The 25,407-nt window shown below is 68.0% G+C and carries 32 protein-coding genes and 1 tRNA gene; 26 read left to right on the plus strand and 7 right to left on the minus strand.

The annotated features are described in order from the left end of the window. Positions 1–61 precede the first annotated feature (61 nt). Positions 62–430 carry a helix-turn-helix transcriptional regulator gene (locus ACW5DW_RS09345; RefSeq protein ID WP_457018560.1) on the minus strand — a complete coding sequence of 123 codons (369 nt, stop codon included), beginning with the start codon at positions 428–430 and terminating at the stop codon, positions 62–64. A gap of 382 nt (positions 431–812) precedes the next feature. On the opposite strand from ACW5DW_RS09345, the gene ACW5DW_RS09350 reads away from it, so the two are divergent. The 8 genes from ACW5DW_RS09350 to ACW5DW_RS09385 all read left to right on the plus strand — a co-directional run bounded on the left by ACW5DW_RS09350 (position 813) and on the right by ACW5DW_RS09385 (position 6,994). After that, positions 813–2,075: an HlyD family secretion protein gene (locus ACW5DW_RS09350; RefSeq protein ID WP_457018561.1), complete on the plus strand. Its 1,263-nt coding sequence runs from the start codon at positions 813–815 to the stop codon at positions 2,073–2,075. 67 nt (positions 2,076–2,142) lie between these two features. Further along, complete coding sequence (locus ACW5DW_RS09355; RefSeq protein WP_457018562.1) at positions 2,143–2,304, plus strand: hypothetical protein; 162 nt, start codon at positions 2,143–2,145, stop codon at positions 2,302–2,304. 141 nt (positions 2,305–2,445) lie between these two features. Next, complete coding sequence (locus tag ACW5DW_RS09360) at positions 2,446–3,579, plus strand: MvdC/MvdD family ATP grasp protein (RefSeq protein WP_457018563.1); 1,134 nt, start codon at positions 2,446–2,448, stop codon at positions 3,577–3,579. Between the two features lies 1 nt (position 3,580). Further along, complete coding sequence (locus tag ACW5DW_RS09365; RefSeq protein WP_457018564.1) at positions 3,581–3,790, plus strand: hypothetical protein; 210 nt, start codon at positions 3,581–3,583, stop codon at positions 3,788–3,790. Positions 3,791–3,807: 17 nt separating this feature from the next. Beyond that, entirely contained in the window at positions 3,808–3,987 is a 180-nt protein-coding gene (locus ACW5DW_RS09370) for a hypothetical protein (protein WP_457018565.1), read from the plus strand. Positions 3,988–4,064: 77 nt separating this feature from the next. Further along, on the plus strand, positions 4,065–4,220 hold the full coding sequence (locus ACW5DW_RS09375; RefSeq protein ID WP_457018566.1) for a class IIb bacteriocin, lactobin A/cerein 7B family: 156 nt from the start codon (positions 4,065–4,067) through the stop codon (positions 4,218–4,220). Between the two features lie 19 nt (positions 4,221–4,239). Continuing rightward, a complete protein-coding gene (locus ACW5DW_RS09380) occupies positions 4,240–4,410 on the plus strand; it encodes a hypothetical protein (protein ID WP_457018567.1) in 171 nt (56 codons plus the stop codon). A gap of 460 nt (positions 4,411–4,870) precedes the next feature. After that, entirely contained in the window at positions 4,871–6,994 is a 2,124-nt protein-coding gene (locus tag ACW5DW_RS09385) for a peptidase domain-containing ABC transporter (RefSeq protein ID WP_457018568.1), read from the plus strand. 15 nt (positions 6,995–7,009) lie between these two features. On the opposite strand, the gene ACW5DW_RS09390 is transcribed toward ACW5DW_RS09385, so the two are convergent. Beyond that, positions 7,010–7,906: a phosphoribosylaminoimidazolesuccinocarboxamide synthase gene (locus ACW5DW_RS09390; protein WP_457018569.1), complete on the minus strand. Its 897-nt coding sequence runs from the start codon at positions 7,904–7,906 to the stop codon at positions 7,010–7,012. Positions 7,907–7,984: 78 nt separating this feature from the next. Between ACW5DW_RS09390 and ACW5DW_RS09395 the strand changes: the two genes are divergently transcribed. The 6 genes from ACW5DW_RS09395 to ACW5DW_RS09420 all read left to right on the plus strand — a co-directional run bounded on the left by ACW5DW_RS09395 (position 7,985) and on the right by ACW5DW_RS09420 (position 13,180). Continuing rightward, the gene (locus tag ACW5DW_RS09395; protein ID WP_457018570.1) at positions 7,985–8,317 is read left to right on the plus strand and encodes a DnaJ domain-containing protein; all 333 of its coding nucleotides are present in this window, start codon (positions 7,985–7,987) and stop codon (positions 8,315–8,317) included. A 70-nt stretch (positions 8,318–8,387) separates the two neighbouring features. After that, complete coding sequence (gene rpe, locus ACW5DW_RS09400; protein WP_457018572.1) at positions 8,388–9,062, plus strand: ribulose-phosphate 3-epimerase; 675 nt, start codon at positions 8,388–8,390, stop codon at positions 9,060–9,062. Continuing rightward, positions 9,059–9,532, plus strand: coding sequence for a ribonuclease E activity regulator RraA (gene rraA / locus ACW5DW_RS09405; RefSeq protein WP_457018574.1), 474 nt, complete (start codon positions 9,059–9,061; stop codon positions 9,530–9,532). The genes rpe and rraA overlap by 4 nt, the downstream gene beginning before the upstream one ends. Before the next feature lie 261 nt (positions 9,533–9,793). Further along, positions 9,794–10,765, plus strand: coding sequence for a lipid kinase YegS (gene yegS / locus ACW5DW_RS09410; RefSeq protein WP_457018576.1), 972 nt, complete (start codon positions 9,794–9,796; stop codon positions 10,763–10,765). Between the two features lie 108 nt (positions 10,766–10,873). Then, positions 10,874–12,349, plus strand: coding sequence for an anthranilate synthase component I (gene trpE, locus ACW5DW_RS09415; protein ID WP_457018578.1), 1,476 nt, complete (start codon positions 10,874–10,876; stop codon positions 12,347–12,349). Between the two features lie 36 nt (positions 12,350–12,385). Then, the gene (locus ACW5DW_RS09420; protein ID WP_457018579.1) at positions 12,386–13,180 is read left to right on the plus strand and encodes an SIMPL domain-containing protein; all 795 of its coding nucleotides are present in this window, start codon (positions 12,386–12,388) and stop codon (positions 13,178–13,180) included. 53 nt (positions 13,181–13,233) lie between these two features. Here ACW5DW_RS09420 and ACW5DW_RS09425 read toward each other — a convergent pair whose 3' ends face one another. Together ACW5DW_RS09425 and ACW5DW_RS09430 are read right to left on the minus strand one after the other, a co-directional pair. Beyond that, positions 13,234–13,902, minus strand: coding sequence for a hypothetical protein (locus ACW5DW_RS09425; RefSeq protein WP_457018580.1), 669 nt, complete (start codon positions 13,900–13,902; stop codon positions 13,234–13,236). Positions 13,903–13,905: 3 nt separating this feature from the next. Next, on the minus strand, positions 13,906–14,163 hold the full coding sequence (locus tag ACW5DW_RS09430; RefSeq protein ID WP_457018581.1) for a DUF2249 domain-containing protein: 258 nt from the start codon (positions 14,161–14,163) through the stop codon (positions 13,906–13,908). 137 nt (positions 14,164–14,300) lie between these two features. Between ACW5DW_RS09430 and ACW5DW_RS09435 the strand changes: the two genes are divergently transcribed. The 5 genes from ACW5DW_RS09435 (at position 14,301) to ACW5DW_RS09455 (ending at position 18,224) form a co-directional block, all read left to right on the plus strand. Further along, complete coding sequence (locus ACW5DW_RS09435) at positions 14,301–14,879, plus strand: anthranilate synthase component II (RefSeq protein ID WP_457018582.1); 579 nt, start codon at positions 14,301–14,303, stop codon at positions 14,877–14,879. 233 nt (positions 14,880–15,112) lie between these two features. Next, a complete protein-coding gene (gene trpD, locus ACW5DW_RS09440) occupies positions 15,113–16,150 on the plus strand; it encodes an anthranilate phosphoribosyltransferase (RefSeq protein WP_457018583.1) in 1,038 nt (345 codons plus the stop codon). A gap of 34 nt (positions 16,151–16,184) precedes the next feature. Further along, positions 16,185–16,547 (plus strand): antibiotic biosynthesis monooxygenase family protein, encoded by a 363-nt coding sequence (locus ACW5DW_RS09445; RefSeq protein WP_457018584.1) that lies wholly within the window; start codon positions 16,185–16,187, stop codon positions 16,545–16,547. Positions 16,548–16,680: 133 nt separating this feature from the next. Beyond that, positions 16,681–17,508 carry an indole-3-glycerol phosphate synthase TrpC gene (trpC, locus tag ACW5DW_RS09450; RefSeq protein ID WP_457018585.1) on the plus strand — a complete coding sequence of 276 codons (828 nt, stop codon included), beginning with the start codon at positions 16,681–16,683 and terminating at the stop codon, positions 17,506–17,508. Further along, positions 17,505–18,224, plus strand: a complete 720-nt coding sequence (locus ACW5DW_RS09455) for a haloacid dehalogenase-like hydrolase (protein ID WP_457018586.1) — start codon at positions 17,505–17,507, stop codon at positions 18,222–18,224. The genes trpC and ACW5DW_RS09455 overlap by 4 nt, the downstream gene beginning before the upstream one ends. An 11-nt stretch (positions 18,225–18,235) precedes the next feature. On the opposite strand, the gene ACW5DW_RS09460 is transcribed toward ACW5DW_RS09455, so the two are convergent. Together ACW5DW_RS09460 and crp are read right to left on the minus strand one after the other, a co-directional pair. Next, positions 18,236–18,709, minus strand: a complete 474-nt coding sequence (locus ACW5DW_RS09460; protein WP_457018587.1) for a GNAT family N-acetyltransferase — start codon at positions 18,707–18,709, stop codon at positions 18,236–18,238. Continuing rightward, complete coding sequence (crp, locus tag ACW5DW_RS09465) at positions 18,706–19,341, minus strand: cAMP-activated global transcriptional regulator CRP (RefSeq protein WP_457018856.1); 636 nt, start codon at positions 19,339–19,341, stop codon at positions 18,706–18,708. The genes ACW5DW_RS09460 and crp overlap by 4 nt, the downstream gene beginning before the upstream one ends. A gap of 182 nt (positions 19,342–19,523) precedes the next feature. Here crp and speD point away from each other — a divergent pair, with 182 nt between their 5' ends. Continuing rightward, positions 19,524–20,318, plus strand: coding sequence for an adenosylmethionine decarboxylase (gene speD, locus ACW5DW_RS09470; protein WP_457018588.1), 795 nt, complete (start codon positions 19,524–19,526; stop codon positions 20,316–20,318). An 81-nt stretch (positions 20,319–20,399) separates the two neighbouring features. Here speD and coq7 read toward each other — a convergent pair whose 3' ends face one another. After that, entirely contained in the window at positions 20,400–21,095 is a 696-nt protein-coding gene (gene coq7 / locus ACW5DW_RS09475; protein WP_457018589.1) for a 2-polyprenyl-3-methyl-6-methoxy-1,4-benzoquinone monooxygenase, read from the minus strand. A gap of 199 nt (positions 21,096–21,294) precedes the next feature. Between coq7 and rplM the strand changes: the two genes are divergently transcribed. The 6 genes from rplM (at position 21,295) to maiA (ending at position 25,383) form a co-directional block, all read left to right on the plus strand. Continuing rightward, a complete protein-coding gene (gene rplM, locus ACW5DW_RS09480) occupies positions 21,295–21,723 on the plus strand; it encodes a 50S ribosomal protein L13 (RefSeq protein ID WP_457018590.1) in 429 nt (142 codons plus the stop codon). A gap of 3 nt (positions 21,724–21,726) precedes the next feature. Continuing rightward, positions 21,727–22,119, plus strand: a complete 393-nt coding sequence (gene rpsI / locus ACW5DW_RS09485) for a 30S ribosomal protein S9 (protein WP_457018591.1) — start codon at positions 21,727–21,729, stop codon at positions 22,117–22,119. 48 nt (positions 22,120–22,167) lie between these two features. After that, a tRNA-Gln gene (locus tag ACW5DW_RS09490) sits at positions 22,168–22,242 on the plus strand. A 276-nt stretch (positions 22,243–22,518) separates the two neighbouring features. Continuing rightward, on the plus strand, positions 22,519–23,262 hold the full coding sequence (locus tag ACW5DW_RS09495; protein WP_457018592.1) for a 2OG-Fe dioxygenase family protein: 744 nt from the start codon (positions 22,519–22,521) through the stop codon (positions 23,260–23,262). A 274-nt stretch (positions 23,263–23,536) separates the two neighbouring features. Further along, positions 23,537–24,523 carry a fumarylacetoacetate hydrolase family protein gene (locus ACW5DW_RS09500; RefSeq protein ID WP_457018593.1) on the plus strand — a complete coding sequence of 329 codons (987 nt, stop codon included), beginning with the start codon at positions 23,537–23,539 and terminating at the stop codon, positions 24,521–24,523. 200 nt (positions 24,524–24,723) lie between these two features. Then, complete coding sequence (maiA, locus tag ACW5DW_RS09505; protein WP_457018595.1) at positions 24,724–25,383, plus strand: maleylacetoacetate isomerase; 660 nt, start codon at positions 24,724–24,726, stop codon at positions 25,381–25,383. Positions 25,384–25,407 lie beyond the last annotated feature (24 nt).

Below are 25,407 nucleotides of genomic sequence, written 5' to 3' on the forward strand. Positions count from 1 at the left end.
TGTCGCCCAGCATAGCGCGGGCACCTGGTTCACGCAGACCCCCGGGCAGCTGCCGGTGGTCCTATGGCCTGCCGCGGGATGGCAGCTGGGCCTCGGCGATGGTCAACAGCGCACGCCGGATCGGTTCGTTGCCGGCGCGGAACCCGGCCAGCAGCGTCCGCTCGATCGGACAGTCGACGAAATCCGCGTCCACCGCGGGCACCGCCTCCGTCGACACCGCCGCAGGGCCGCGGCCGGTGGCCAGCCATTCCCACGACACGCCGGCCAGCACCGCGATCTCCGCGATCCGCTCGCCCGAGGGACAGGAGCGCACCTTGTCGCTCTCCCAGTTGGCGACCGCCGTCCGGCTAACGCCCAGGCTGTTGGCCAGTTCGGCCTGTGAAAGAGTGGCGCGACGTCGCGCGGTCCGGATCCTGGTGCACAGCCTCATCCCGCGGCAACTCCCCTGTCGTGTCCATAACAGTTCCCTGAAGAACGCTCGACTCTCCGCCGAACGTCATCAATGTTGACTGTTCACCAATACTGGCGCAACCGCTCGAACCTGGTTGCGCTCGCAGCCGTCGCTGGCGAGTGTCGGTTCGCCCCTTGCTCCGTTGCTTCGTCTTTCGTGTGAAGGCCGCCACCACGTCTGACGGGTCATCGAAATTGACGCAAGTTGCCGCGTTGCGCTGACAGCCTTGCGCAGCATCCGCGCAATCGCGCATCGCAACCCTCCTGCGTCAGCGATGCTGACATCGACGCGCCTGTGCCGGTGCTTGCCTTCGTCATACCCGGCGGCGACTGTTGGCTCAGTCATAGGGGGATGGGCTTGGATGTCGGGGGACTTGTTCCGGAAGGAAGCGCTTGATGCCAAGCGCGCAGGTTGGCTCGGGGGAATTTCGCTGGCGCAGCCGACACGGCTGTGGATGCTGACTCTCGCTGCGGTCGTATCCGGCCTGGTGGTTGCGCTGTTCCTGACGCTTGGCACGTACACGCGCCGCTCGACGGTGACGGGCCAGCTGGTGTCGGCCAAGGGACTTGCAAGCGTGCTCGCGCCGTCGACCGGCGTCGTATCGACACTGGACGTGGCAGAGGGCACCAGGGTGCGCGAGGGTCAGCGGCTGGCGGTCGTCACCGTGCCGCGTGCGACCGTCGCCGGCGGCGACACCCTCGCGGCGCTCGAACAGCGCCTTGAGCGTCGTCTCGAAGGCCTGGCCGACGGGCAGGACGCGCAGCGCGAACTGCTTGGCGTGCAGGCATCCGGGTTCCGCGCGCAACTTGCGGTGGCACGCAGTGAGTTGACACAGATCGAGGCCGAGATCGACACGCGCCGCGAACAGATCCGCATCGCCGACGAGACCCTGCAGCGCCTGCGGCAGCTCGAGGACGAGCGCTACGTGAGCCTGCTGCAGATCAACCAGCAGGAATCGAACGCGCTGTCGTGGCGCGGCGAGATGCAAGGCCTCGAGCGGCAAGCCATCAGTGCGCGCCGCACCATCGCCCAGCTGCAGCATGCGCTGCGCGAGCTGCCCGGCCAGACACGCGCGAACGAGGCCGGCCATGTGCGCGACCTCGCTCTGCTTGAGCAGGAGCAGCTCGAGACGCAGACACGCGGCGCGCTGGCGGTGACCGCGCCCGTCGATGGCGTGGTCTCGTCGCAGCTGGTCAAGCAGGGGCAGGCGGTGCAGGCCGGCCAGAGCCTGCTCAGCGTGCTACCGGGCGACGAGGGTCTCGAGGCCGAGCTGCTTGTCCCGAGCCGGGCGATCGGTTTCATCGAGCCGGGAGACCGCGTGCTGCTGCGCTACCAGGCCTATCCGTACCAGAAGTTCGGGCATCACGAAGGTGAAGTCGCGCGGATCAGTCGCAGCGCCTTGAACTCGGGCGAACTCGGTGCGCTGCTGGGCAACGCGCAGGCCAGCGAGCCGCTCTACCGCATCACGGTCACGCTGGCGCGGCAGGCCGTGACTGCATACGGCAATGACGAGGCGTTGAAGCCGGGCATGTTGGTCGACGCCGACATCATGGGTGAGCGGCGCCGCCTGATCGAATGGATCTTCGAACCCCTGTATTCGCTCAAGGGCCGAGTGGGCGCCTGACCGGCGAGCCGGGGCAGGCAAGGTTCCGGAACAAGACGCCGCACGGCGGCAGGCAAAGGAGAAACAGATGCGTGAGTTGAACAGCATGGAAATGGAAGCCGTCAGCGGCGGCGTGATGCCATCGTTGCCGCCGGGCTCTATTCCGTCATGGCCGAGCAGCGAGACGGAGCGAATGATCGAGCAACTGCGCGACATGCTCGAACGTGAAGGCCGGATTCTGCAACGCTGACCGGTGGCCGGCTCTGATTGCAATGCCGGTGGCTGCCGCCGGCATTGCCCCTGCGGTGGCGCCCTGCGGCGCGGCGACTTTGCGCGACGGACCTGCAAGCGCAGCCTCGGCATCCATGTTTCCTTGACCAGACAGTCTCCGATGATCCTGATCCATACCGAGCCATGCGACCTTCATGCCATCGCGGCGGCCTGCATGCTGCGTGCGCGTGGACACGCCGTTGCGCGCTGCATCGGCATGGCGTTCCCCGAGCGGGAAACGATCTCGTTCCGCGCCGGCATGGAGGGTGAAACGTCCCTGCGGTGGGCACGGCAGGACGGGGTGGTCGATGTCGCTGAGGTGACCGCCGTGTGGTACCGGAGGCCGCGCCCGATCCGCGTGCCGTCGCTGGTGCACGACTCCGACCGGGAATATGCATACAACGAGTGCAGCGAGCTCTATCGGGGCTTCGCATTTGCGCCGCGCGATGCGTTCTGGGTGAACCCGATCGCTTCGCAGGACACCGCGAGCAACAAGGTCCTGCAGTTGCGCCTGGCAAGGACGCTGGGGCTGACGATCCCGGCGACGCTGATCTCCAACGTGCCGTCCGATGTGCGGGACTTCGTGGCCGGTCACCGCGTCGTCTACAAGCCGATGCGGGGCGCGTCCTGGCTGGTCGAAGGCAAGGTGCACGGCACGTACACCACGCCCGTGTCGCCGGAGGATCTGCCGTCCGACGAGCTGCTGCGCGCCTGCCCGGGCATCTACCAGGCGCTGGTGAAGAAGAGCTTCGAGGTGCGTGCGCAGTTCTTCGGCGACACCTGTATCGCAGTGAAGATCGACTCGAACGCGATGGAGTACGGCGAGTACGACTGGCGCCGCCACCAGACCACGTGCAGTCCGAACGCCGAACGCATCGACCTGCCTGCGAGCGTGTCGGACCTGTGCCTGGCGATGATGCGCGAGCTGGGGATCGTGGCAGGCGCCTTCGATTTCATCGTCGATGAAGCCGGTCACTGGATCTTCCTCGAGGTGAACCCCGTCGGCCAGTTCGCCTTCCTCGAATTGTGGTGTCCGGACCTCCCGGTGATGTCCCTGTTCTGCGACTTTCTCGAGTCGCGCGATCCGCGATTCAGATCTGCCGGGGGTGGTCGCAATGCCGCCCTGGCCGATGTCCTGGCCTCGGAAGAATTCCAGGTCGTGATGGCCGACGACGTGTCGCTCTATGACAGGGGCGATATCGGCCGTCGGTCGGTAGTGGAAAAGACGTCCAACCCATCAACACATGAGGTGTGAATTGGAAAAGCGCAATGAGGCAGGTCCGCAGCAGCGGATCCTGGGCAGGTCGCTCGCGGTGGCCGAGCAGGACAAGGTCACCGGTGGCTGGGACAACTACCACAACCCGGTCAGCTCCTGGGATCTGGACAACGGCCAGTTCTCGGGCCTGTTGATCTATGACGACAGGGCGCCGGGGCAGCGGCCCTTTCAGAGTGTGGAGATTCCGTGACCGCAGGGGATCGAGAGATGGCAGAAGAGAAGAATGGCGAACGCGTGCTCGGACGCACCCTGGCCGTAGAGGAGACAGAAATCGTCAGCGGTGCCGTGACGAGTCCGGGCGATGACGGCCAGACAAGCCCCCAGGCTGACGCAGGCACCGGCTGTATCGGAAATGATGATTTCCGTGTCGCAAGTGGGTTGATCTGACAGGGAACGACCAGTTTTCCGGGAGGATTCCCGGATCCCAAGGGTGCCGGGATGGCACTCATAAAATGGAGAAATGTATGCGTGATCTGCAACGTAACGAGATCGAATCCGTTCAGGGCGGAGCGGGCCCTTTGGCAATTCTTGCGGCTGCCGTGCTGCTCTACGAGGCGGCGAACATCGCATATGAGTTCGGCCAAGGCTTTGCCGAAGGCTACAGCGAAGCGCGCAACTAGGATCGCCAAGGAGAAGATGATGAGAACTCTTGAATTGAACGAAATCGAACTCGTTGACGGTGGATCTTTGGCCCACGATGTCGGCAATGCAGTGGGGTCTGCTGTCGCTGAAGCAGCCAACGCAGTGGAATCTGCCTGGAACTTCCTGACATCTCCGCCTCAGACGTGGGCGTACCAGCTGGCCTATTGACCTTTTCGTCAAGAGACAGCGAGCGCCCTTGGTCCGCCAAGGGCGCTATCACCTTGGGGGTAGGCGTGAAATCATCGGGTGCTTATCGTGTTCTGGCACTGGGGTTCATCTTGCTGGCGTCGTATTTCGCCTTCGACGCAGCATATGAGTCCTTCTGGAAAGGGCAGGTCGTGTCTTTGGCAACCATCATCAAGCCTATCGCAATGGCGATCATAGGCGCCTGCCTCTTCCATCTGGCCAAGAGAAGACCTGCGTAGGTTGGGCGCCATGGGCTGTCAGTGTGGCGTGGTTCAAGGCTGCCGAGGGTGAGAATGATTCTCTTGGTTCGGTCACCGTTCCCCTGTCGAGAGTCTTTCGATACGGGAGGATCTCGTGTCCTTTGGCCTGATATTGCGCGGCAGATGGGTTGCGCATGACGCGACCCATGGTTGTTGATTGATCAGAGTCAGAAGAGGGTTTCTTGAAGTCGATCCTGCAATCAGAAGCCGCAGAATGCGGGCTTGCCTCCCTTGCGATGGTCGCCGACGCGCATGACCTGCATATCGGTCTCCCCGAGCTGCGACGCCGCTTCTCGCTCTCGCTCAAAGGCGCCAAGCTCAGCCAGCTGATCCATATCGCGCAGCAGCTGGGATTCCAGACGCGTCCTCTGCGGTTGGACATGGAGGACCTGGGCAAGCTCAAGCTGCCCTGCATCCTGCACTGGGACCTCAATCACTTCGTGGTGCTGGCCAAGGTCGGGCGCTCGGGCGTGACGATCCTCGATCCGGCTTCGGGGGAGCGGCGGCTGCCGCTGTCCGAGGTGTCCGACCACTTCACCGGGGTGGCGCTCGAACTCACGCCGGGTCACGAGTTCCGGCCGCAGAAGGCCGCGCCCGCGGTGTCGATCCGGCAGCTGACCGGCCCGGTGCGCGGACTCTGGCGCGCGCTGGGGCAGATCCTGCTGCTGTCGGTGGCGCTGCAGATCTTCGTGGTGCTGGCACCGTTCTACATGCAGTGGGTGGTGGACCAGGTGCTGGTCTCCGCCGACCGCGACCTGTTGGCTGTGCTCGGCCTGGGGTTCGGGCTGGCGCTGTTGCTGCAGGTTGCGATCGGGTTGCTGCGCGGCTGGTCGGTGGTCTACCTGTCCTCGCGGCTCGGCCTGCAGTGGATGGGCAACGTGTTCGCCCATCTTCTTCGGCTGCCATTGGATTTCTTCGAGAAGCGGCACCTGGGCGACGTGACCTCGCGCATGTCGTCCGTGCAGGCGATCCAGCGCACCCTCACCACCAGCTTTGTCGAGGCCATCATTGACGGCCTGATGGCCGTGGTCACCCTCGCGCTGATGCTGGTCTACAGCTGGAAGCTTGCCCTGGTCACGCTGCTGGCGGTCGCGCTCTACCTCGGGATCCGCTGGCTCGCCTATCGCCCCGTCCGCGACGGGACCGAGCGGCAGCTGGTCGCCGCTGCAAAGCAGCAGACGCATCTGCTCGAGTCGCTGCGCGGAATGCAGAGCCTGAAGGTCGCGGGAGAGGAAGCCGGTCGGCGCTCGACCTACGACAACCTGATGGTCGACACGGTCAACCAGGAAGTGCGGTTGGCGCAAATGGGACTCGGATTCAACAGCGCCAGCCAGTTCGTGTTCGGGATCGAGCGGATCGCGGTGATCTGGATCGGCGCCGTGCTGGCGCTGCAGAACGTATTCTCGGTTGGCATGCTGATCGCCTACCTGGCCTACAAGGACCAGTTTGCCGGACGCATGTCGGCCCTGATCGACAAGTGGGTCGAGTTCAGGATGCTCCGGCTGCACGGCGAGCGCCTGTCCGACATCGTGTTGACGCCGCCCGACGAAGTGGATGGGCCCGTCGAATCGCTGCCGCCAACCGACACCCGCATCGAGGTGGAGAACCTGTCGTTCCGCTACGCCGACGGCGAGCCCTGGGTGCTGAAAGACTGCAGCTTCAGCGTCGAGCCCGGGGAATCCGTGGCGCTGGTGGGCAGCTCGGGCTGCGGCAAGACCACCCTGGTCAAGCTGATGCTCGGCCTGCTGGCGCCGACCTCGGGGACGATCAGGATCGGTGGCCAGGACCTGCGCAAGACCGGGCCGCGCAACGTGCGGACCATCGTCGGCGCGGTGATGCAGGACGACCAGCTGTTTGCCGGCAGCGTCGCCGACAACATCTCGTTTTTCGATCCCGACCATGACCAGGCCCGGATCGAGGCTGCTGCGCGGCTGGCGGCGGTACACGAGGAGATCGCCGCCATGCCGATGGGCTACCACAGCCTGATCGGCGACATGGGCAGCTCGCTTTCGGGCGGGCAGAAGCAGCGGGTGATCCTGGCGCGGGCGCTCTACCGCAATCCCAAGCTGCTGTTCCTGGACGAAGCCACCAGCCACCTGGACGTGACGAACGAGCGCGCGGTGAACGAAGCGGTGAAGCAGCTGTCGCTCACCAAGGTGATCGTGGCCCATCGCCCGGAAACCATCGCCAGCGTGGACCGCGTGCTGGTGGTGCAGGGTGGCCGCATCGTCCACGAAATGCGGGCGCAGGAGGTTGCGCAGGCGCAAAGCGCGGCGCAGGCCCCCGAGGACGTGGAGGCTGGCTGAGGCCGTGGCTGGCCCTCAGTCGACCGAAATCCCCGCCAGCTTCTGCAGTGCTTCGGCGTACCTGGCGCGGGTGCGCTCGATCACTTCGGGTGGCAGCCTCGGTCCCGGGGCGGTCTTGTCCCAGTCCAGCGTTTCCAGGTAGTCGCGCACGATCTGCTTGTCGTAGCTGGGCGGGCTGGAGCCGACTTCGTACTCGTCGGCGGGCCAGTAGCGTGACGAGTCCGGGGTGAGCATCTCGTCCATCACGTACAGGCGGCCGTCGGCGTCGGTGCCGAACTCGAACTTGGTGTCGGCCAGCAGGATGCCGCGCTGGGCAGCGTATTCGCAGGCGTGGCGGTACAGGCGCAGGGTGGCGTCGCGCACCTGTTCGGCCAGATCGGCGCCGGCCAGCTTGACCGCGGTGTCGAAGTCGATGTTCTCGTCGTGGTCGCCGACCGCGGCCTTGGTCGACGGGGTGAAGATCGGCTCTGAGAGTTTTTCGGCCTGGCGCAGGCCGTCGGGGAGGCGGATGCCGCTCACGCGGCCAGTGCGCTGGTAGTCCTTCCAGCCGCTGCCGATGATGTAGCCACGCGCGATTGCTTCGATCGGCACCGGCCGCAGTTTCTTGGTCACCACCGCACGCCGTGCGTACAGCGCCGGATCCACCCCATCGGGCAGCACCGTGGCCACGTCGATGCCGGTGAGGTGGTTGGGCACGAGCGCCGCGGTCTGTTCGAACCAGAAATTGCTGATCTGGCAGAGCATCTCGCCCTTGCCGGGAATCGGGTCGGGCAGGACCACGTCGAACGCGCTGAGGCGGTCGGTGGCCACGATCAGCAGCCGGTCGTCGCCCAGGTCGAACACGTCGCGCACCTTGCCGCGGTGGCGCAGGCCAAGACCGGGCAGTTCGCTTTGCAGCAGGGTCGTCGCCAAGGAGAGCAGCCTTCGGGCGGGCCGGCAAGTGTAGTGCGATTTCCGCCGGGGGTGCACGGCGGACGCTACACTGCCCCCATGAACCGCTGGTACGGAAAACTGCTGGGCTTCATCGCCGGCTGGCTGCTGCTGCGCCATCCCGGCGGCGGCCTGATCGGATTGCTGATCGGCCATGCCTTCGATGCGGGCTGGATCGCGTCGGGTGGCGGAGGCGGCACGGCGTACCGCGCCCTGGGCCTGTCGAGCGAGGCCACCGAGGCTGAAATCGACCAGGCCTACCGTCGCCTGATGTCGCAATACCACCCCGACAAGGTGGCAGGCGCCGCGCCGGAGCTGCGCGAGCAGGCCGAGAAGAAGGCGCGCGAGATCAACGCCGCCTACGACCGCATCATGGCGCAGCGCCGCCGTTAGCTGGCCCTCCGCGGCTGGGAATCGCCCGGGGCAAGACAGCAGATTCCTCACTTCGTACGGAATGACATCGATGCAAGCACCCGTGATCGCTCCGTCCATCCTCTCGGCCAATTTCGCCAAGCTTGGCGAGGAGGTCGACAAGGTCCTCGCCGCGGGCGCCGACTGGGTGCACTTCGACGTGATGGACAACCACTACGTGCCCAACCTCACCATCGGCCCGCTGGTGTGCGAGGCGCTGCGCAGCCACGGCGTGACCGCGCCGATCGACGTGCACCTGATGGTCGAGCCAGTCGACCGCCTCGTGCCGGATTTCGCGAAGGCCGGCGCCAGCCTGATCAGCTTCCATCCGGAGGCCTCCAGGCACGTGCACCGCACCATCCAGCTGATCAGGGCCGAAGGTTGCCAGGCCGGGATCGTGCTCAATCCAGGCACGCCGGTGGACGTGCTCGACTACGTGCTTGAGGAGCTCGACCTGGTGCTGCTGATGTCGGTCAACCCGGGCTTCGGCGGCCAGGCCTTCATTCCCTCGACGCTGGAGAAGCTGCGCAGGGTGCGCGAGCGCATCGACGCCACGGGCAGGCCGATCCGGCTGGAAATCGACGGCGGCGTGAAGCCCGACAACATCGGCCAGATCGCCGCCGCCGGCGCGGACACCTTCGTCGCCGGCAGCGCGATCTTCGGCAAGCCCGACTATGCAGCGGTGATCGCGCAGATGCGTTCGGAGATCGACAGGGCCACCGCATGAACACCTGCGACCTGTGCGACCAGTACGAAGACCGGGCCCGCGTGCTGGAGTTGCCGCTGCGCGACTACGGCGGCCGCACCGCGTTCGCCGGGCTGGTCAGCACGGTCAAGGCGCTGGAGGACAACTCGCTGGTGCGCAAGGCGGTGGCCGAACCCGGCGATGGGCGCGTACTGGTGATCGACGGCGGCGGCTCGCTGCGCCGGGCGATGCTGGGCGACATGCTGGCGGAAAAGGCGGTGGCCAGCGGCTGGAGCGGGGTGCTGGTGCATGGCGCGATCCGCGACAGCGCGGCGATCGGCGTGCTCGATCTCGGGGTCAAGGCCCTGGCGACGTGCCCGCGCAAGACCGACAAGCTTGGCCAGGGATTGCGCGACGTGCTGGTGGCGTTCGGCGGACTGGTGATCGCGCCGGGGCAGTGGCTGGCTGCGGACGAGGACGGCGTGGTGCTGATGGATTCGGCACCGGGCTGATCGCGGCAACCGGGTCCGCGGCCTTCCTGGCGACGGACCCGCCTGTCTGCGGCAGGTCCGTCGCCGGAGACATGAGGGCAATCCAGCCCCCGCCCGCCTTCCCTGCTATGGCCTCCGATGCTGCGCGTCGTGCATGACGCGAAGATGACAAGTGCAGCGTGACTCCACCGCGCCGGCATGTCCCCGCGCTGCGTCGCGGTCGCGTGAAGCGCTGCGCACGTGCGCGTGCTACACCAGCGTCCCCGACCTGTCCCACCGTCCATGACCACTCCTCGCTGGTGCCTGATCATCAACGGCAAATCCGCCGGCGACGACCCATTGCGCGCCGCCGTGCAGGCGATGCGCGAACGCGGCACGCACATTGACGTGCGCGTGACCTGGGAGGATGGCGATGCCGCGCGCCATGTCGCCGAGGCGACCGAGGACGGTGCCTCCACGATCGTCGCGGCAGGCGGCGACGGCACCCTGAGCGAGGTCGCGACCGCGCTTGCCCATGGCGACGTGGCTGCCGACGCGCTGCCGTCGCTGGGCCTGGTGCCGATGGGCACTGCCAACGATTTCGCCACGGCCGGCGGCATTCCGGACCAACCGCTGCCGGCACTCGAACTGATCTCGGCGCAGCTGGCGCGGCCCGTCGACCTGCTGCGCCTGGACGCGGGCGGCGTGGTGCACTGGGCAGCCAACATGGTCAGCGGCGGCTTTGGAACGCAGGTCACCGTGGAAACGCCGGAAGGCATGAAGAAACTGCTGGGTGGCCTGGCCTACCTGCTGACCGGGCTGTCGAAGCTCGGCCGGATCGAGCCCAGCCGGGCGACGCTGCGCGGGCCGGGCTTCGCGTGGGAAGGCGAGTTCATCGCAGTGGGCGTGGGCAACGGACGCCAGGCGGGCGGCGGCCAGGCACTGTGCCCGGATGCGGTGGTCGACGACGGATTGCTGGACCTCACCGTGATACCGGAACTGTCCGGCGAGATCGCCGCGACGCTGGGCGCGGTGATCAGCGAGGGCAAGGTCGCGGCGCTGGAACGCGTGGCCACGCGCGCGCGCCTGCCGTGGATCGAAATCGTCGCCGAGGCGCCGCTGGCGCTCAACCTCGACGGCGAGCCGGTCGAGTCCACCTGCTTCCGCATCGACTGCGTGCCGGGCCGGGTGCGCATGCACCTGCCGCCGGACAGTCCGTTGCGATCGCAACCAGCTGCGCCGTCTGTGAAAACGGCCGCAAAGCCGCTACATTGACCGCCATGGGCGCGACCGCATTCCCACATTTCCTTGCTGCCGGCGAAGGCTGGCGATGGTGGCCTGCCGCCGTCGCAACCGCCCGCCCGCATCCCTGGGAAATGTCGCGTGACCTCGCAAGAAGAATTCCAGCAATCGGCCGCTGAAGGCCATACCCGCATCCCCGTCGTGCGCGAGGTCCTGTCCGACCTCGACACGCCGCTGTCGGTCTACCTCAAGCTTGCCGACGGCCCGTACACCTACCTGTTCGAATCGGTCGAGGGCGGCGAACGCTTTGGCCGCTATTCGATCATCGGGCTGCCGGCCACGCGCGTGTTCAGCTTCCGCGGCCACACGCTGACCGTCAGCGAGCACGGCGAAGCGGTCGAAACGCGCGAGGTCGAAGATCCGTTCGCCGAGGTCGAGCGCCTGCGCGCCGAACACTCCGTGCCGCGGCTGCCGGGCCTGCCCGGTTTCAGCGGCGGGCTGGTCGGCTGGTTCGGCTTCGAGTGCATCGAATACATCGAGCCGCGCCTGCGCGCCAACCCGAACCCCGACGAGCTCGACACGCCCGACATCCTGCTGATGCTGAGCGAGGAAGTGGCGGTGTTCGACAACCTCAAGGGGCGGCTGTACCTGGTGGTGCATGCCGATCCGCGCGCGCCGCAGGCCTTTGCGCGCGCCAGCCGCCGGCTCGACGCGCTGGCGCACCGGCTGCGCCACGGTGGCGCCGGCTATCCGGAAACGCTGCGCCCGGAAGCGCTGGACGAAGCCCACTTCGAGTCCGGCTTCACCCGCGAGGGCTTCCTCGACGCGGTTGCGCGGGCCAAGGACTACATCGCCGCCGGGGACGCCTTCCAGGTGGTGCTGTCGCAGCGCATGAGCGTGCCCTTCAACGCCCGCCCGGTGGATGTGTACCGTGCGCTGCGGGCGATGAACCCCTCGCCGTACATGTACTTCCTCGACGTCGGCGACACCCAGGTGGTGGGCTCGTCGCCGGAGATCCTGGTGCGCCTGCAGGCCGGCGAGGTGACCGTGCGTCCGATCGCCGGCACGCGTCCGCGCGGCGCAACGCACGAGGAGGACCTGGCGCTGGAAGCCGAGCTGCTGGCCGACCCCAAGGAGCGCGCCGAGCACCTGATGCTGATCGACCTGGGCCGCAACGACGTCGGCCACGTGTCCACGCCCGGCAGCGTCGAGGTCGGCGAGCGCTTCGTGATCGAACGCTACAGCCACGTGATGCACATCGTCAGCGAGGTCACCGGCCGGCTGAAGGAGGGCTTGAGCTACGCCGACGTGCTGCGCGCCACGTTCCCCGCCGGGACCGTCAGCGGCGCGCCCAAGGTCCGCGCGCTGGAGATCATCCGCGAGCTCGAGCCGGTCAAGCGCAACGTCTACGCCGGCGCGATCGGCTACATCGGCTGGCACGGCGACGCCGACACCGCCATCGCCATCCGCACCGCGGTCATCCAGGACGGCCGCCTGCACGTGCAGGCTGGCGCAGGCATCGTGTTCGATTCCGATCCGCAGAAGGAGTGGGACGAAACCATGAGCAAGGGCCGCGCGCTGTTCCGCGCGGTGGCGCAGGCGGCGAAAGGGCTGTAGCCGCGCGGCACGAACATCCACCGGAAGAATCTCGACATGATAGCCATGCGCATCGCCTTCCTCGTCCTCCTGCTGCTGGCGCAACCGGCGTGGGCACAGGTCAACGCACTGCCGTCGCTGCCGCACCTGCTGGTGAAGGGGGAAGCCAACCGCGACGTGGTGCCGGACCGCTTCACCGTTTCGATGACCCTGGCCACGGTCGACATGAGTCCCGGCCGCGCGCGGGAACAGGTGCAAGCCAATCTTGCCACGCTCATCGACTCGCTCAAGGGCGGCCGCGCCATCGCCGGGTCGATTGACGCTGCGGTGTTCTCGATCGCGCCCGAGTACGAATACGAAAACAACAAGCGCGTGTTCAAGGGAACGCGGGCAGCCAGGCAGCTGCGTGTCACGTTCCCCGATGCCGACAGCACCCGCGGGTTCCTGTCCGGCCTGGTGGCTGGCGAGGAGGTGATGCTCAACGGCATCCAGCCCGCCTACTCGGGCGAGGAGGACCTCCGTGCCGATCTGAAGGCCGAGGCGATGAAGCAGGCACGGGCCACCGCGGACCTGCTTGCGCGCAGCTATGGCACGCGCATCCGGGGGTTGTACAGCGTCTCCGACGTTGCCCCCAGCTTTGCCTACGGGGTGCAAGCCGGCCAATGGCCGCGTGCCTCGCGGCGCGTGGGCGGGCTTCCCGCGCCACCGGACGAACCGCCGGTTGTGTTCGACGCCCCGTCCGCAGTGGACAGCGTCACCGTCACCGGCAGCCGTATCACGCCGGAGAGCATTGAGGTGGGCACCATCAACATCGCGGAGCACCTGTACGCGATCTTCCTGCTGGCGGACTGACCGTGCCCTGCGCGATCGACAGCCGCCGCGGACACTGCGGCACGATGGCTGCCTCAGCCGGCCGTCGCGCGCCCCTGCGCGGGCCAGCGCACCTGCACCACCGCCGGATCTTCCGCATGCTCGAGCAGCATCCGGCGTACGCGCCCCTGCCAGGCGTCGCCGAACCGGCGCTGCTGCGCGGCGTCGGCCTGTCCCTGCACAACCAGGGCGAACAGGTTGCGCTGGTCGGGCTCGACCGGTACCGGCGATGTGTCCAGCGCCACCTCCACGACCTGGCCGCTGTCGCGCCTGCGCATGCGCAGCGCACCGATACCGGGATCGCCGTAGCGCAGCAGGCCATTGCGGGCGTGGCCGCCGGCCAGGCCCTTGAATCCGTCGGCGCCGGCCGCGCCGGTGACCAGGGTCATGACCTGTCCGATCACGCCGGACACGCCCGCGTCCTCGGCCTGGGGCAGGCTGACCGCGATATTGCCGCGTTCGGGCAGGGTGTCGCCGTAGAGCGCACGCAGCCCGGCGCGCGCGCACAGCCAGGCGCCCGCGCACAGCCAGGCGCCCGCGCACAGCCAGGCGCCCGCCACGGTCGGGCAGGAGTGGCCCGCCAGGCGCACTGCATCCGCGTAGCGATACTCGATCACCCCATCCGGCGTGACGCCGAGCAGCGCGGCCAGGCCGTCGCGCAGGCGCAGCACCGGTGCCTGCTCGAAGAACGCCGGGAAGCCCACGGTTCAGGCCCGGACGATGAAGTCGATCACGATCGCGCCCGGCTCACGCTGGCGGTACAGGATCTCGACGCGGTCGCCGAAACGGTCCACCAACTGGCCCAGGAGCGGCAGCGGGTCGTGGTCGTTGACGAAGCGCATCGCCTCACCCGGCAGCAGCGCACCCAGCGCGCCGAAGATCGCCGAATGGCGGAAGCGTCGCGCGATGCCGCGCGCGTCGAAGGGATGGGCGGTGTAGTCGGTGTTGCCGGCTGCGTCGGTCATGGCGTGGCTCCTGTGGTCGGGCGCGCCAGCCTGCGCGGACGAGGGGCGCCGCGCCCTGATCCAGGTCAGGCCATCACGAGATCGACGCCCGCTGGCCAAGCGGAACGAGGAAGCGCAGACAGCGCGAAGGGACCAGCATGCTGCTGATGATCGACAACTACGACAGCTTCACCTGGAACCTCGTGCAGTACCTGCAGGCACTGGGGGCGGAGGTGAAGGTGGTGCGCAACGACGAGCTGACGGTCACGCAGATCGATGCGCTTGCGCCGGAGCGCATCGTCATTTCACCGGGACCCTGCACGCCCAACGAGGCGGGGGTGTCGGTCGGCGTGATCGAGGCGCTCGGCGCGCGCGTGCCGATCCTCGGCGTGTGCCTGGGCCACCAGAGCATCGGCCAGGCCTATGGCGGCAAGGTGGTGCGTGCGGGACGGATCATGCACGGCAAGACCTCGCCGATCCGCCACGAGGGCAAGGGCGTGTTCGCCAACCTGCCCGACGGCTACGAGGCCACGCGCTACCACTCGCTGGTGGTCGAGCGCGACTCGTTGCCCGGATGCCTGGAAGTGACGGCCTGGGCCGACAACGAGGACGGATCGGTCGAGGAGATCATGGGCCTGCGCCACCGCGAGCACCCGGTCGAGGGCGTGCAGTTCCATCCCGAGTCGATCCTGACCGAACACGGGCATGCGCTGCTCAAGAACTTCCTCGCGCGCTGATGCAGGCGCTTGTCGGACACAAGCTGCCATCCGGGCGCAGCGACTCGTCCAAGCCCGGGCTGTCGGCGGACGCGGGCTGCCGTCCCAAGCAAAATTGTCATCCCGAGCGCAGCGAGGGATCTTGTGTCCGGCGGCATGAGTCGAGCAGATCCCTCGCTGCGCTTGGGATGACACCGTTCGATCTCCCGCCACCCATCCCTCACCTCTCACGAGTCCCAATCACGGTTCCCGCCATGTCCATCACCCCCCACGAAGCCCTGCAGCGCACCATCGAGCATCGCGAGATCTTCCATGACGAAATGATCGACCTGATGCGGCAGATCATGCGCGGCGAAGTCTCGCCGGTGATGACCGCGGCGATCCTCACCGGTCTGCGCGTCAAGAAGGAAACGGTCGACGAGATCGCGGCCGCCGCCAGGGTGATGCGCGAGCTCTCGCTCCCCGTCGACGTGCCCGACCGTTCGCATCTGGTCGATATCGTCGGCACCGGTGGCGATGGCTCGCATACCTTCAACATTTCCACCGCCAGCATGTTCGTGGCCGCTGCGGCGGGCGCGCGCGTGGCCAAGCACGGCAACCGCAGCGTGTCGTCCAAGTCGGGCAGCGCCGACGCGCTCGAGGCGCTGGGTGCGGCGATCGAACTGCAGCCGGCGCAGGTCGCGCGCTGCATCGACGAGGTCGGCGCCGGCTTCATGTTCGCCCCCATCCACCATCCCGCGATGAAGGCGGTGGCGCCGGTGCGACGCGAGATGGGCGTGCGCACGATCTTCAACATCCTGGGGCCCCTGACCAACCCTGCCGGCGCGCCCAGCGTGCTGATGGGCGTGTTCCACCCCGACCTGGTCGGCATCCAGGTGCGCGTGCTGCAGGAGCTTGGCACCGAGCGTGCGCTGGTGGTCTGGGGCCGCGATGGCATGGACGAGATCTCGCTGGGCGCGGCGACGATGGTGGGCGAACTGCGAGACGGGGTGGTGCGCGAGTACGAGATCCATCCGGAGGATTTCGGCATCGGCATGGCTGCCAGCCGCAACCTGCGCGTGGCCGACCCGGCCGAATCGAAGGCGATGCTGCTCCGCGCGCTGCGCGGTGAAGCGGGCCTGCCGCTGGAGATCGTGGCACTCAACGCCGGCGCGGCCCTGTACGTGGCCGGTGTCGCCGATTCGATCGGCGATGGCATCGCGCGTGCAAGGGCGGCGGTTGCCTCCGGTGCCGCGCTGCAGAAGCTGGAGGCATTCGTCGCGGTCACGCGCCGGCTCGCGGGCGCAGACTGACGCGTCACCGCGCCCGGCATCCGGAGAACCCGCCATGCATCCCGCCACGTTCGCCCGACTGCCCGCGCCGCCGTACTACGCGGTGATCTTCAGCGCCCAGCGCACCGACATCGACAACGGCTACGGCGCGACCGCCGAGCGCATGGTCGAGCTGGCGCAGCTGCAGCCCGGCTTTCTTGGCGTCGAATCGGTGCGCGGCGAGGATGGATTCGGGATCACGGTGGCGTATTGGGACAGCGAGGACGCGATCCGCGCCTGGCGCCAACATGCCGAACACACCGCAGCGCGCGAGCGCGGCCGCGCCGAGTGGTACCGGCATTTCGAACTGCGTATTGCCCGAGTCGAGCGCGCCTATGGCTGGGATCGCGGCGAGGGACCTGCCGAAGGCGCCGGATGAGGCGCAAGCCTCTCCCCATCGCGGCGCCCGGGGCGGGGTCGCGCCCGACGGGCGGATCCTGCGATCATGCTCACCTTCCGCCGGGGCTGGCGCGTGCCGCCCCGGCGACCCCCGTTGAAGAGGACACACGGCCTTGAACCACCTGTTGCGTTCCACGCTGCCGCGCAGCGAGGACATCCTGCAGAAGATCCTGGCGCGCAAGGCCGAGGAGGTCACCGCACGGGCCGCCGCGCGCCCGCTGGCGGAGATGCGCGAGCTGGCCGCCGACATGCCGCCAACGCGCGGCTTTGCCGATGCGATCGAGGCGAAGATTGCCGCCGGCGCGCCGGCCGTGATCGCCGAGGTCAAGAAGGCCAGCCCCTCCAAAGGCGTGATCCGCCCCGATTTCCACCCGGCGCAGATCGCACGCAGCTACGAGGCCGGCGGCGCGGCCTGCCTGTCGGTACTCACCGACGTCGATTTCTTCCAGGGCGCCGACCTGTACCTGCAGGAAGCACGCGCAGCCTGCACGCTGCCGGTGCTGCGCAAGGATTTCATCATCGACCCCTGGCAGGTGCACGAGGCGCGCGCGCTGGGCGCCGACTGCATTCTGCTGATCGTCGCCGCGCTGTCGGACGCGCAGCTCGCCGAGCTGTCCGGTACCGCCATGCAGCTCGGCCTGGACGTGCTGGTGGAAGTGCACGACATCGACGAGCTCGAGCGCGCGATCCAGGTGCCGGCGCCGCTGCTCGGCGTCAACAACCGCAGCCTGCGCAGCTTCGAGGTCTCGCTCGACACCACGCTGTCGCTGCGCGGCGCGGTGCCGCGCGACCGACGCCTGGTGACCGAGAGCGGCATCCATACCGCCGCCGATGTCGCGCGCATGCGCGAAGCGGGCATCGACGCCTTCCTGGTCGGCGAGGCCTTCATGCGCGAACCCGATCCGGGCGAGGCGCTGCGCGGGCTGTTCTTCCCGGCATGAGCGATGCCGCCGATGCCCGCCGCGTGGTCTTCGACTTCGACCACACGCTCTACGACGGCGACTCGGGCAGCCATCTGTTCGCCTGGCTGATCCGGCGCAGCTGGTGGCGCACGGGGCTGGCGCTGCTGGCCGCGCCGCTATTCGGCCCGATGGTGGCGTTCCTGCCCACGCGCCGCTACGGCATTTCGGGATTCGTCTGGATCGGGACGGTCGGCATGTCCGGCCCACGCACGCTGGACGCCGCGATCGACCGCTACGTCGCCACCCACGAGGCGCAGATCCGCGAACGCCTGCTGCCGGTGGCGCTGGCTGTGCTGCACCGGCATCGCGAGGCCGGCGACCGGGTTGTGATCGCCACCGGCGCGCCGCCGGAGCTGGCGCGCGCGATCCTGGCCTTCGTCGCGCACGAGGCGGTGCCGGTGATCGGCACCCAGGTCGGGCCGCGCCTGGGCGCGATCGTCGCCGTGCGCCACTGCCACGCCGAGGAAAAGATGCGGATGCTGCGCGAGCGCGGGCTGGGCGAGGTCGACATCGCCTATTCGGACTCCAGCGCCGACCTGCCGCTGCTGCTGGCGGCGACGTCGCCGGTGGTGGTGAATCCCAAGCACGACAGCGTGGAGATGTTCCGGCGCACCCTGCCGGCGGGCACGCCGATCCTCAACTGGGGATGCCGGGACCGTGGCGGGGAGCCGGTGGCGGGCGTCGCAAAAGAGTAGGGGATGTCGCCCTACGCGTCGCCCAGTCGCTTGATGAACCGCACCGTCCCGTCGCTGAAGCCGCAGGCGCGGTAGAACGCGTGCGCGTCGGTGCGCTGCGAACCGCTGGCCAGCTCCAGCCGGGCGGCGCCACCTGTACGGGCGCGGCGCTCGGCCTCGCGCAGCAGCTGGCGGCCCAGGCCCTGGCCGCGGGCCGATGCGCTGACCACCAGCGCCGTGATGCGGCAGGTGAGCGTATCCAGCGGCAGGTAGTACATGAAATCCAGCGCCACCAGCCCCGCGACGGCGCCCTCCACGCGCGCGACCACCAGCGCCTGGCGGTCGTTGTCGAGGATCGTGCGGATCCGGCGCGCGGCATCCTCCTCGTCGCAGGGGTAGCCCAGCTCGCAGAGCAGGGCGGCGACATCGTCGGCGTCGATCGGGCCCACGCAGCGCAGGTCGGCGTCCGGCAGGTCGCCGCGATACGCGAACGGGCCGCCGCTCATCGAGTCCCGTAAAGCACGATCGTCTTGCCGCGGGCGTGGAGCTTGCCGTCGATCTGCAGCTTCTTCAGCACCCGGCCCGCCATCTCGCGCGAGCAGCCGACCAGGCGCGCCAGCTCCTGCCGCGATACCCGCAGCTGGGTCCCTTCCGGGTGGCTCATCGCCTCCGGCTCGCGGGTCAGGTCGTGCAGGGTGCGGATGATGCGGTCGGTGACGTCGAGGAAGGCCAGACGCCCGGCCTTGCGGCTGGTGTCGAGCAGGCGCCGTGACAGCTGCACGCCGATCGCGAACATGATCGAGGTGGCGTCGTTGGCCAGGGTGCCGTCCAGCAGCTGGTACAGCCGCTCGTAGCTGATCTCGGCCAGCTCGGTCGGGACGCGCGTGCGCAGGATCACCTCGCGCACGTCCGTCTCGATGAACAGCCCCATCTCGCCGACGAATTCGCCGTTGCCGAAATAGCCGAGCACCAGCTCGCGGCCGTCGTCCTCCTCGGTGATGATGCTGACCGAGCCACTGATGACGAAGTACAGCGTGCTGGCGGGATCGCCAGGGCGGAACACCTCCGTGCGCGGCGGATAGCGCCGACGATGGCAGTGGGCGAGGAAGCGTTCGATGGTCGCGGGGGACGGTGCCATCGGATGGGAAGGGCGGCGATAGCTGCTGATCAGGGCCACAGGGCTTTGCTTCATGCAAGGGGGAACGGGGGAACCGCCGAGATTAGGCCGTCCGTGGCCCCGGGGCAAACGGCGTTGCCCCATGGCCACCCACTTTGCCGCATAATTCCGCACTTCGTCCGTCCGCCCGGGGACCGTCCGACGTGGTCAAACCACTGCCTCGCCTGAAGCTCCAGGGCTTCAACAATCTCACCAAGTCGCTGTCGTTCAACATCTACGACGTGTGCTATGCCTCGTCGGAAGACGAGCGCAGGCGCTACATCGAGTACATCGATGAGCAGTACGACGCCGATCGCCTGACCCAGATCCTGTCCGACGTGGCCGAGATCATCGGCGCCAACATCCTCAATATCGCCCGCCAGGACTACGATCCGCAGGGCGCGTCGGTGACCATGCTCATCTCCGAGGAGCCGATCATCGACAAGAAGGACGCCGGCAAGGAGATCATCTCCGAAGCCGTGGTCGCGCACCTGGACAAGTCGCACATCACCGTCCACACCTATCCGGAAACCCACCCGGACAACGGCATCGCGACCTTTCGCGCCGACATCGACGTGTCGACCTGCGGCGTGATCTCGCCGCTGAAGGCGCTGAACTACCTGATCGAGAGCCTCGAGTCCGACATCGTGGTGATGGACTACCGCGTGCGTGGGTTCACCCGCGACATCAAGGGCAAGAAGCACTTCATCGACCACAAGATCAACTCGATCCAGGACTACCTGGCCAAGAACATCAGGGCGCGCTACGAGATGCTCGACGTCAACGTCTACCAGGAAAACATCTTCCACACCAAGTTGCACCTGAAAGAGTTCGACCTGGACCAGTACCTGTTCGAGGAAAAGGCGCGCAACCTCTCGTTCAAGGAGCGGATGAAGATCGAGGCGCGGCTCAAGCGCGAGATCGAGGAGCTGTACCACGGGCGCAACCTGATCGACTGAGCCCCGCGCGGGATGGTCGATACGGCAAGGCCCCGCATTGCGGGGCCTTTTGCGTCGTGGAGCGTGCTTGTCGCCAGCGCTTCAGGCCCGGTACGCCACCGCCTTCATGAACTTCGACGCGGCCGCCATCAGGCTCGGGATCGGCTGCGGCAGGATGCGCGCGCCGGCCATCTCCGCGTTGAGCGCGTGGCGGGCCTCGTCGATCTTCATCTGCTGCAGGATCTTGCGGCTGCGCCGGTCGGCGTCGGGCAGCGTCTGCAGGTGTTCGTCCAGGTGCGCCTCGACCTGGCGCTCGGTCTCGACCACGAAGCCGAGGTTCCAGCCATCGCCGCGCAGCCCGGCCGCCAGCCCCAGCACGTAGCTGCCGCCGTACCAGAGCGGGTTGAACAGGCTGGGACGGCTGTCCAGCTCGCGCAGGCGGTCGGCGCACCAGGCCAGGTGGTCAGTTTCCTCCTGCGCCGCCTCGAGCAGGTGTTCGCGGGTGGCGTCCTCGCGGGCGACGGCGGCCTGGCCGAAGTACAGGCCCTGCGCGCAGACCTCGCCCACATGGTTGATCCGCATCAGGCCCGCGGCGTGGCGGCGCTCGCCGGGCGAGAGCGCGGCATCGGGCGTGGTGCCAGCGGGGTTGTCGCGGCTGGCGGCGGGCTGGCCGAGCAGGGTCTCCAGCGCCCGCTGCGCCTCGACCAGGACGCGGTCGAGCGGATTGAGACGACGCGGCGCGGCGCGCGGCGGGGCGGGGATCGTGGCCGGAAGGGTCGGGGCGGGGGTGTCTGGCATGCTGTCTTCCCAGGGGCGGCGCCGGTCGGAAGCCGCCATGTTGGCGCCTGGCACTGCCCGGCGCCAGCGCGGGAGCCCGCTGGCTTGCACGCGCCGGGCGTGCGGGCTACAATTCCGCTTCTGTGTTCCACCCCCACAACGCGAGGCGAAGTTCCGGTCACGGAACCAGCCCGACCAGGCACCCGCCCGGAGTCACTCAATGAAGACCTTTACCGCCAAGTCCGAGACCGTCCAGCGCGACTGGTATCTCGTCGACGCCACCGGCAAGACGCTGGGCCGCCTGAGTTCCGAACTCGCGCGCCGCCTGCGCGGCAAGCACAAGCCCGTCTACACCCCGCACGTCGACACCGGCGATTACCTCATCGTAATCAACGCCGAGAAGATCACGGTGACCGGCAAGAAGCTGACCGACAAGCTCTACCACCGCTTCACCGGCTATATCGGCAACCTCAAGACCGAGTCCCTGGGCCAGGCGCTGGAGCGCCACCCCGAGCGCGTGATCGAGATGGCGGTCAAGGGCATGCTGCCGAAGAACACGCTCGGCCGCGCCATGTACCGCAAGCTCAAGGTGTACAAGGGTGCCGAGCACCCGCACGCCGCCCAGCAGCCCCAGTCCCTGGATATCTAAACGATGGCTATCACCCAGAATTACGGCACCGGCCGTCGCAAGTCCGCCACCGCCCGCGTGTTCCTGCGCAAGGGCAGCGGCAACATCACCGTCAACGGCCTTCCGCTGGACAAGTTCTTCGGCCGCGAGACCGCGCGCATGATCGTGCGCCAGCCGCTGGAACTGACCAAGAACACCGAGAGCTTCGACATCCTCGTCACCGCCGCTGGCGGCGGCACCACCGGCCAGGCCGGTGCGATCCGCTTGGGCATCGCCCGCGCGCTGGTCGAGTACGACGAGACGCTGAAGATCGAGCTGCGCAAGGCGGGCTTCGTGACCCGCGATGCGCGCGAAGTCGAGCGCAAGAAGGTCGGCCTGCACAAGGCACGCCGCGCCACGCAGTTCTCCAAGCGTTAATGCTGCACTGACGCCACCGCATTGCGGTGGCGTTACAATCCGCGCCATAGCCCCGTCGCCAAGCGGTAAGGCACCTGACTCTGACTCAGGCATTCGGTGGTTCGAATCCATCCGGGGCTGCCACATCAAGCTGGGTGCTGCGGCATCCGCGTTCTCGAGAGACCCGCCTTGTGGCGGGTCTTTTCGTTTGCGCGCCAACTGCGTGCCCCCACCCCAGCCCTCCCCTGCACGCGGGGGAGGGGGCAGAGGCGTGTTGGCCGACGGGACGCGCGGGCGGACTCCCTCCCCCGCCTGCGGGGGAGGGCTGGGGTGGGGGCCCGCCGAAGCTACGCACCGTAAAGTGCATACATATCCCCCGAAGACCATTCACCCCCGCCGTCCGCACGCTAGAATTCGCCGATGACGGCTTCCTTCCTCCCGCCTCTGTCCGATGCGCGCCGCGTGCTGGACGATCTCCGCGTGCGCGGCTATGCCGTACTGCCCGCCGCAGAAGTGCTGGCGCTTGCGCAGGTGGGGCCGGAAGACCTGCGCGCGCTCGAACCGGGCTGGGATGACTTGCCGCCCGACGACTATCTGCGCGACGGCGGCCGCTACCGCAGCCGTCGCCATTCCTGCTTCGTCGTCGACGGCGAACAGGTGCAGCAGGCCTCCCACCGCGCCCACTGGCAGTCGCTCGACTACAACGCCTTGCACGGCGGCATGCTGCGCATGTTCGAGCCGGTCGGTCCGCAAACCATCGCCGCCCCGGCCTGGACCTCGCTGCTGCGCGGCCTGGGCCAGTGGTGCTCGGCGCTGCACGGCATGCAGCCCTGGTACGTGGAGGCGCACCAGTTCCGCATCGACACCGCCGACGGCATCGGTCGGCCAACGCCCGAGGGCGCGCATCGTGACGGCGTGGATTTCGTCGCCGTGATCCTGGTCGGGCGCCACGACATCAAGGGTGGCGAGACGCGGGTGTTCCAGGCCGAGGGCCCGGACGGGCAGCGTTTCACCCTGTTCGAACCGTGGTCGCTGCTGTTCCTCGATGACACCAGGGTGATCCACGAATCCACCCCGATCCAGCCGGCCTCGGACGATGCGCCAGGGCATCGGGATACCCTGGTGCTGACCTTCCGCGCCGGCGCCTTCCAGGGCGACGACTGAGCGGGCGCGCGTTGCCGTCACCACGGCACGACCGCATCACTGCCCGAAGTGTCATCCCGACCGCAGCCCGCCTGAAGTGTCATCTCGATCGCATCACCGCCCGAAGTGTCATCTCGAGCGCAGCGAGAGATCTCGCCCGGCCGGCCCCTGATGCCGCAGCCTGATCATTCGCTGCATCGGGGCTGACATTCCTCCGCCTGGCCAGCGCACCGAAAGGCATCCGCGCCAGCCCGCTGGTTACAATTGAAATCACGAATCCCGTTCCGGAGCAGGCATGAAACTCGGTTCACTCAAGGAAGGCGGCCGCGACGGCACCCTGGTCGTCGTCTCGCGCGACCTCACCCGCGCGGTGCGCGCGGCGGGTATCGCCCCGACCCTGCAGCGCGCGCTGGAGGACTGGGACAACACCGCGCCGCGCCTCAACGCGCTGGCGCAATCACTGGAAAGCGGCGATGCCGACGGGGTGTTCGACCTGGAAGCGAACGCGCTCGCCGCGCCCTTGCCGCGCGCCTACGAATTCGTCGACGGCAGCGCCTACCTGCCGCACGTCGAGCGCGTGCGCCGTGCCCGCGGCGCCGAGGTGCCAGAAAGCTTCTACACCGATCCGCTCATGTACCAGGCCACCAGCGCCGGCTTCCTCGGCCCGCGCGATCCGGTGAAGGTGGTCAGCGAGGACTACGGCATCGATTTGGAAGCCGAGATCGTGGTGATCACCGACGATGTGCCGATGGCGGTCACGCCGGAGCAGGCCGCCGGGCGCATCCAGCTCATCGGCCTGGTCAACGACGTCAGCCTGCGCAACCTGATCCCGGGCGAGCTGGCCAAGGGCTTCGGCTTCCTGCAGTCCAAGCCGCGTTCGGCGCTGTCGCCGGTGTTCGTCACGCCCGACGAACTGGGCGACCACTGGCGCGGCAGCAAGCTGCACCTGCCGCTGCTCACCCACGTCAACGGCGAATGGTTCGGCGCACCGGAGGCGGGCGTGGACATGCAGTTCGACTTCGCGCAGCTCGTGGCGCACGTGGCGAAGACGCGTCCGCTGTCGGCCGGCACCATTGTCGGCTCCGGCACGATCGCCAACCAGGACACCTCGCTTGGCGCCTCGTGCTTTGCCGAAAAGCGCACCGTCGAGACGCTGGAAACCGGCAAACCGGTGACCCCGTTCCTGTCCTTTGGCGACAGCGTGCGCATCGAGATGCTCGACCGCGACGGCGGCAGCATCTTCGGCGCCATCGAACAGCGGATCGAACGCTACGCCCCCTGACGGGCGGGAAGCTGACGCGATGGATGGCGCCCGGGCCAGCGCGACGCCGGGTGACGATGGCGTGCTGGATGAGCGGCGCGATGCGCGCAGGAACGGCATGGCAGCTCGGGCCGTGCGCCCGCATGGGGCCGTCGCTGTCCGGCGAAGCACGGACACTACGTAATAGCAGGACAGGGTCGGTCGGCCCAGGGGGCGGTTGGGTGGGCGAGGAACTGAGGCTGTATTCGTATTGGCGATCCAGCGCGGCCTATCGCGTGCGGATCGGGCTCAACCTCAAGAACCTCGCCTACGACACGGTGCCGGTCCACCTGCTGCGCGAGGGCGGCGAACAGCTGGCGCCGTCCTTCGCTGCCACCAATCCGCAGAAGCTGGTGCCGGTGCTGCAGCACGGGCAGCGCATGTTTCGCCAATCGCTGGCGATCCTTGAATACATCGATGAGGTCTGGCCGACGCCGTCGCTGCTGCCGGCCACCTCGCGCGAGCGCCAGCGGGTGCGCGCGCTGGCGCAGCTGGTCGCCACCGACATCCATCCGCTCAACAACCTGCGGGTGATGCGTTACCTGGAGGGCGAATGGAACGTGCCGCAATCCGAGCGCGACGCTTGGACCAGGCACTGGATCACGGAAGGTTTCGATGCCTTCGAGGCGCTGCTGCAGGACCATCCGGCGACCGGCACCTTCTGCGACGGCTTCGCCCCCACCATCGCCGACTGCTGTCTGGTGCCGCAGGTCTACAACGCGCGCCGCTTCGGCGTGGACATGGCGCGCTATCCGGTGATCGCCGCGATCGAAGAAGCCTGCCTGCAGCTGCCCGCGTTCCGCGACGCCGCCCCCGACCGCCAGCCGGACGCGCCGCGGTGAGGGCGGTTGGCGGCGGATCACCTT

The sequence above is a fragment of the Luteimonas sp. A482 genome, from assembly GCF_054072655.1.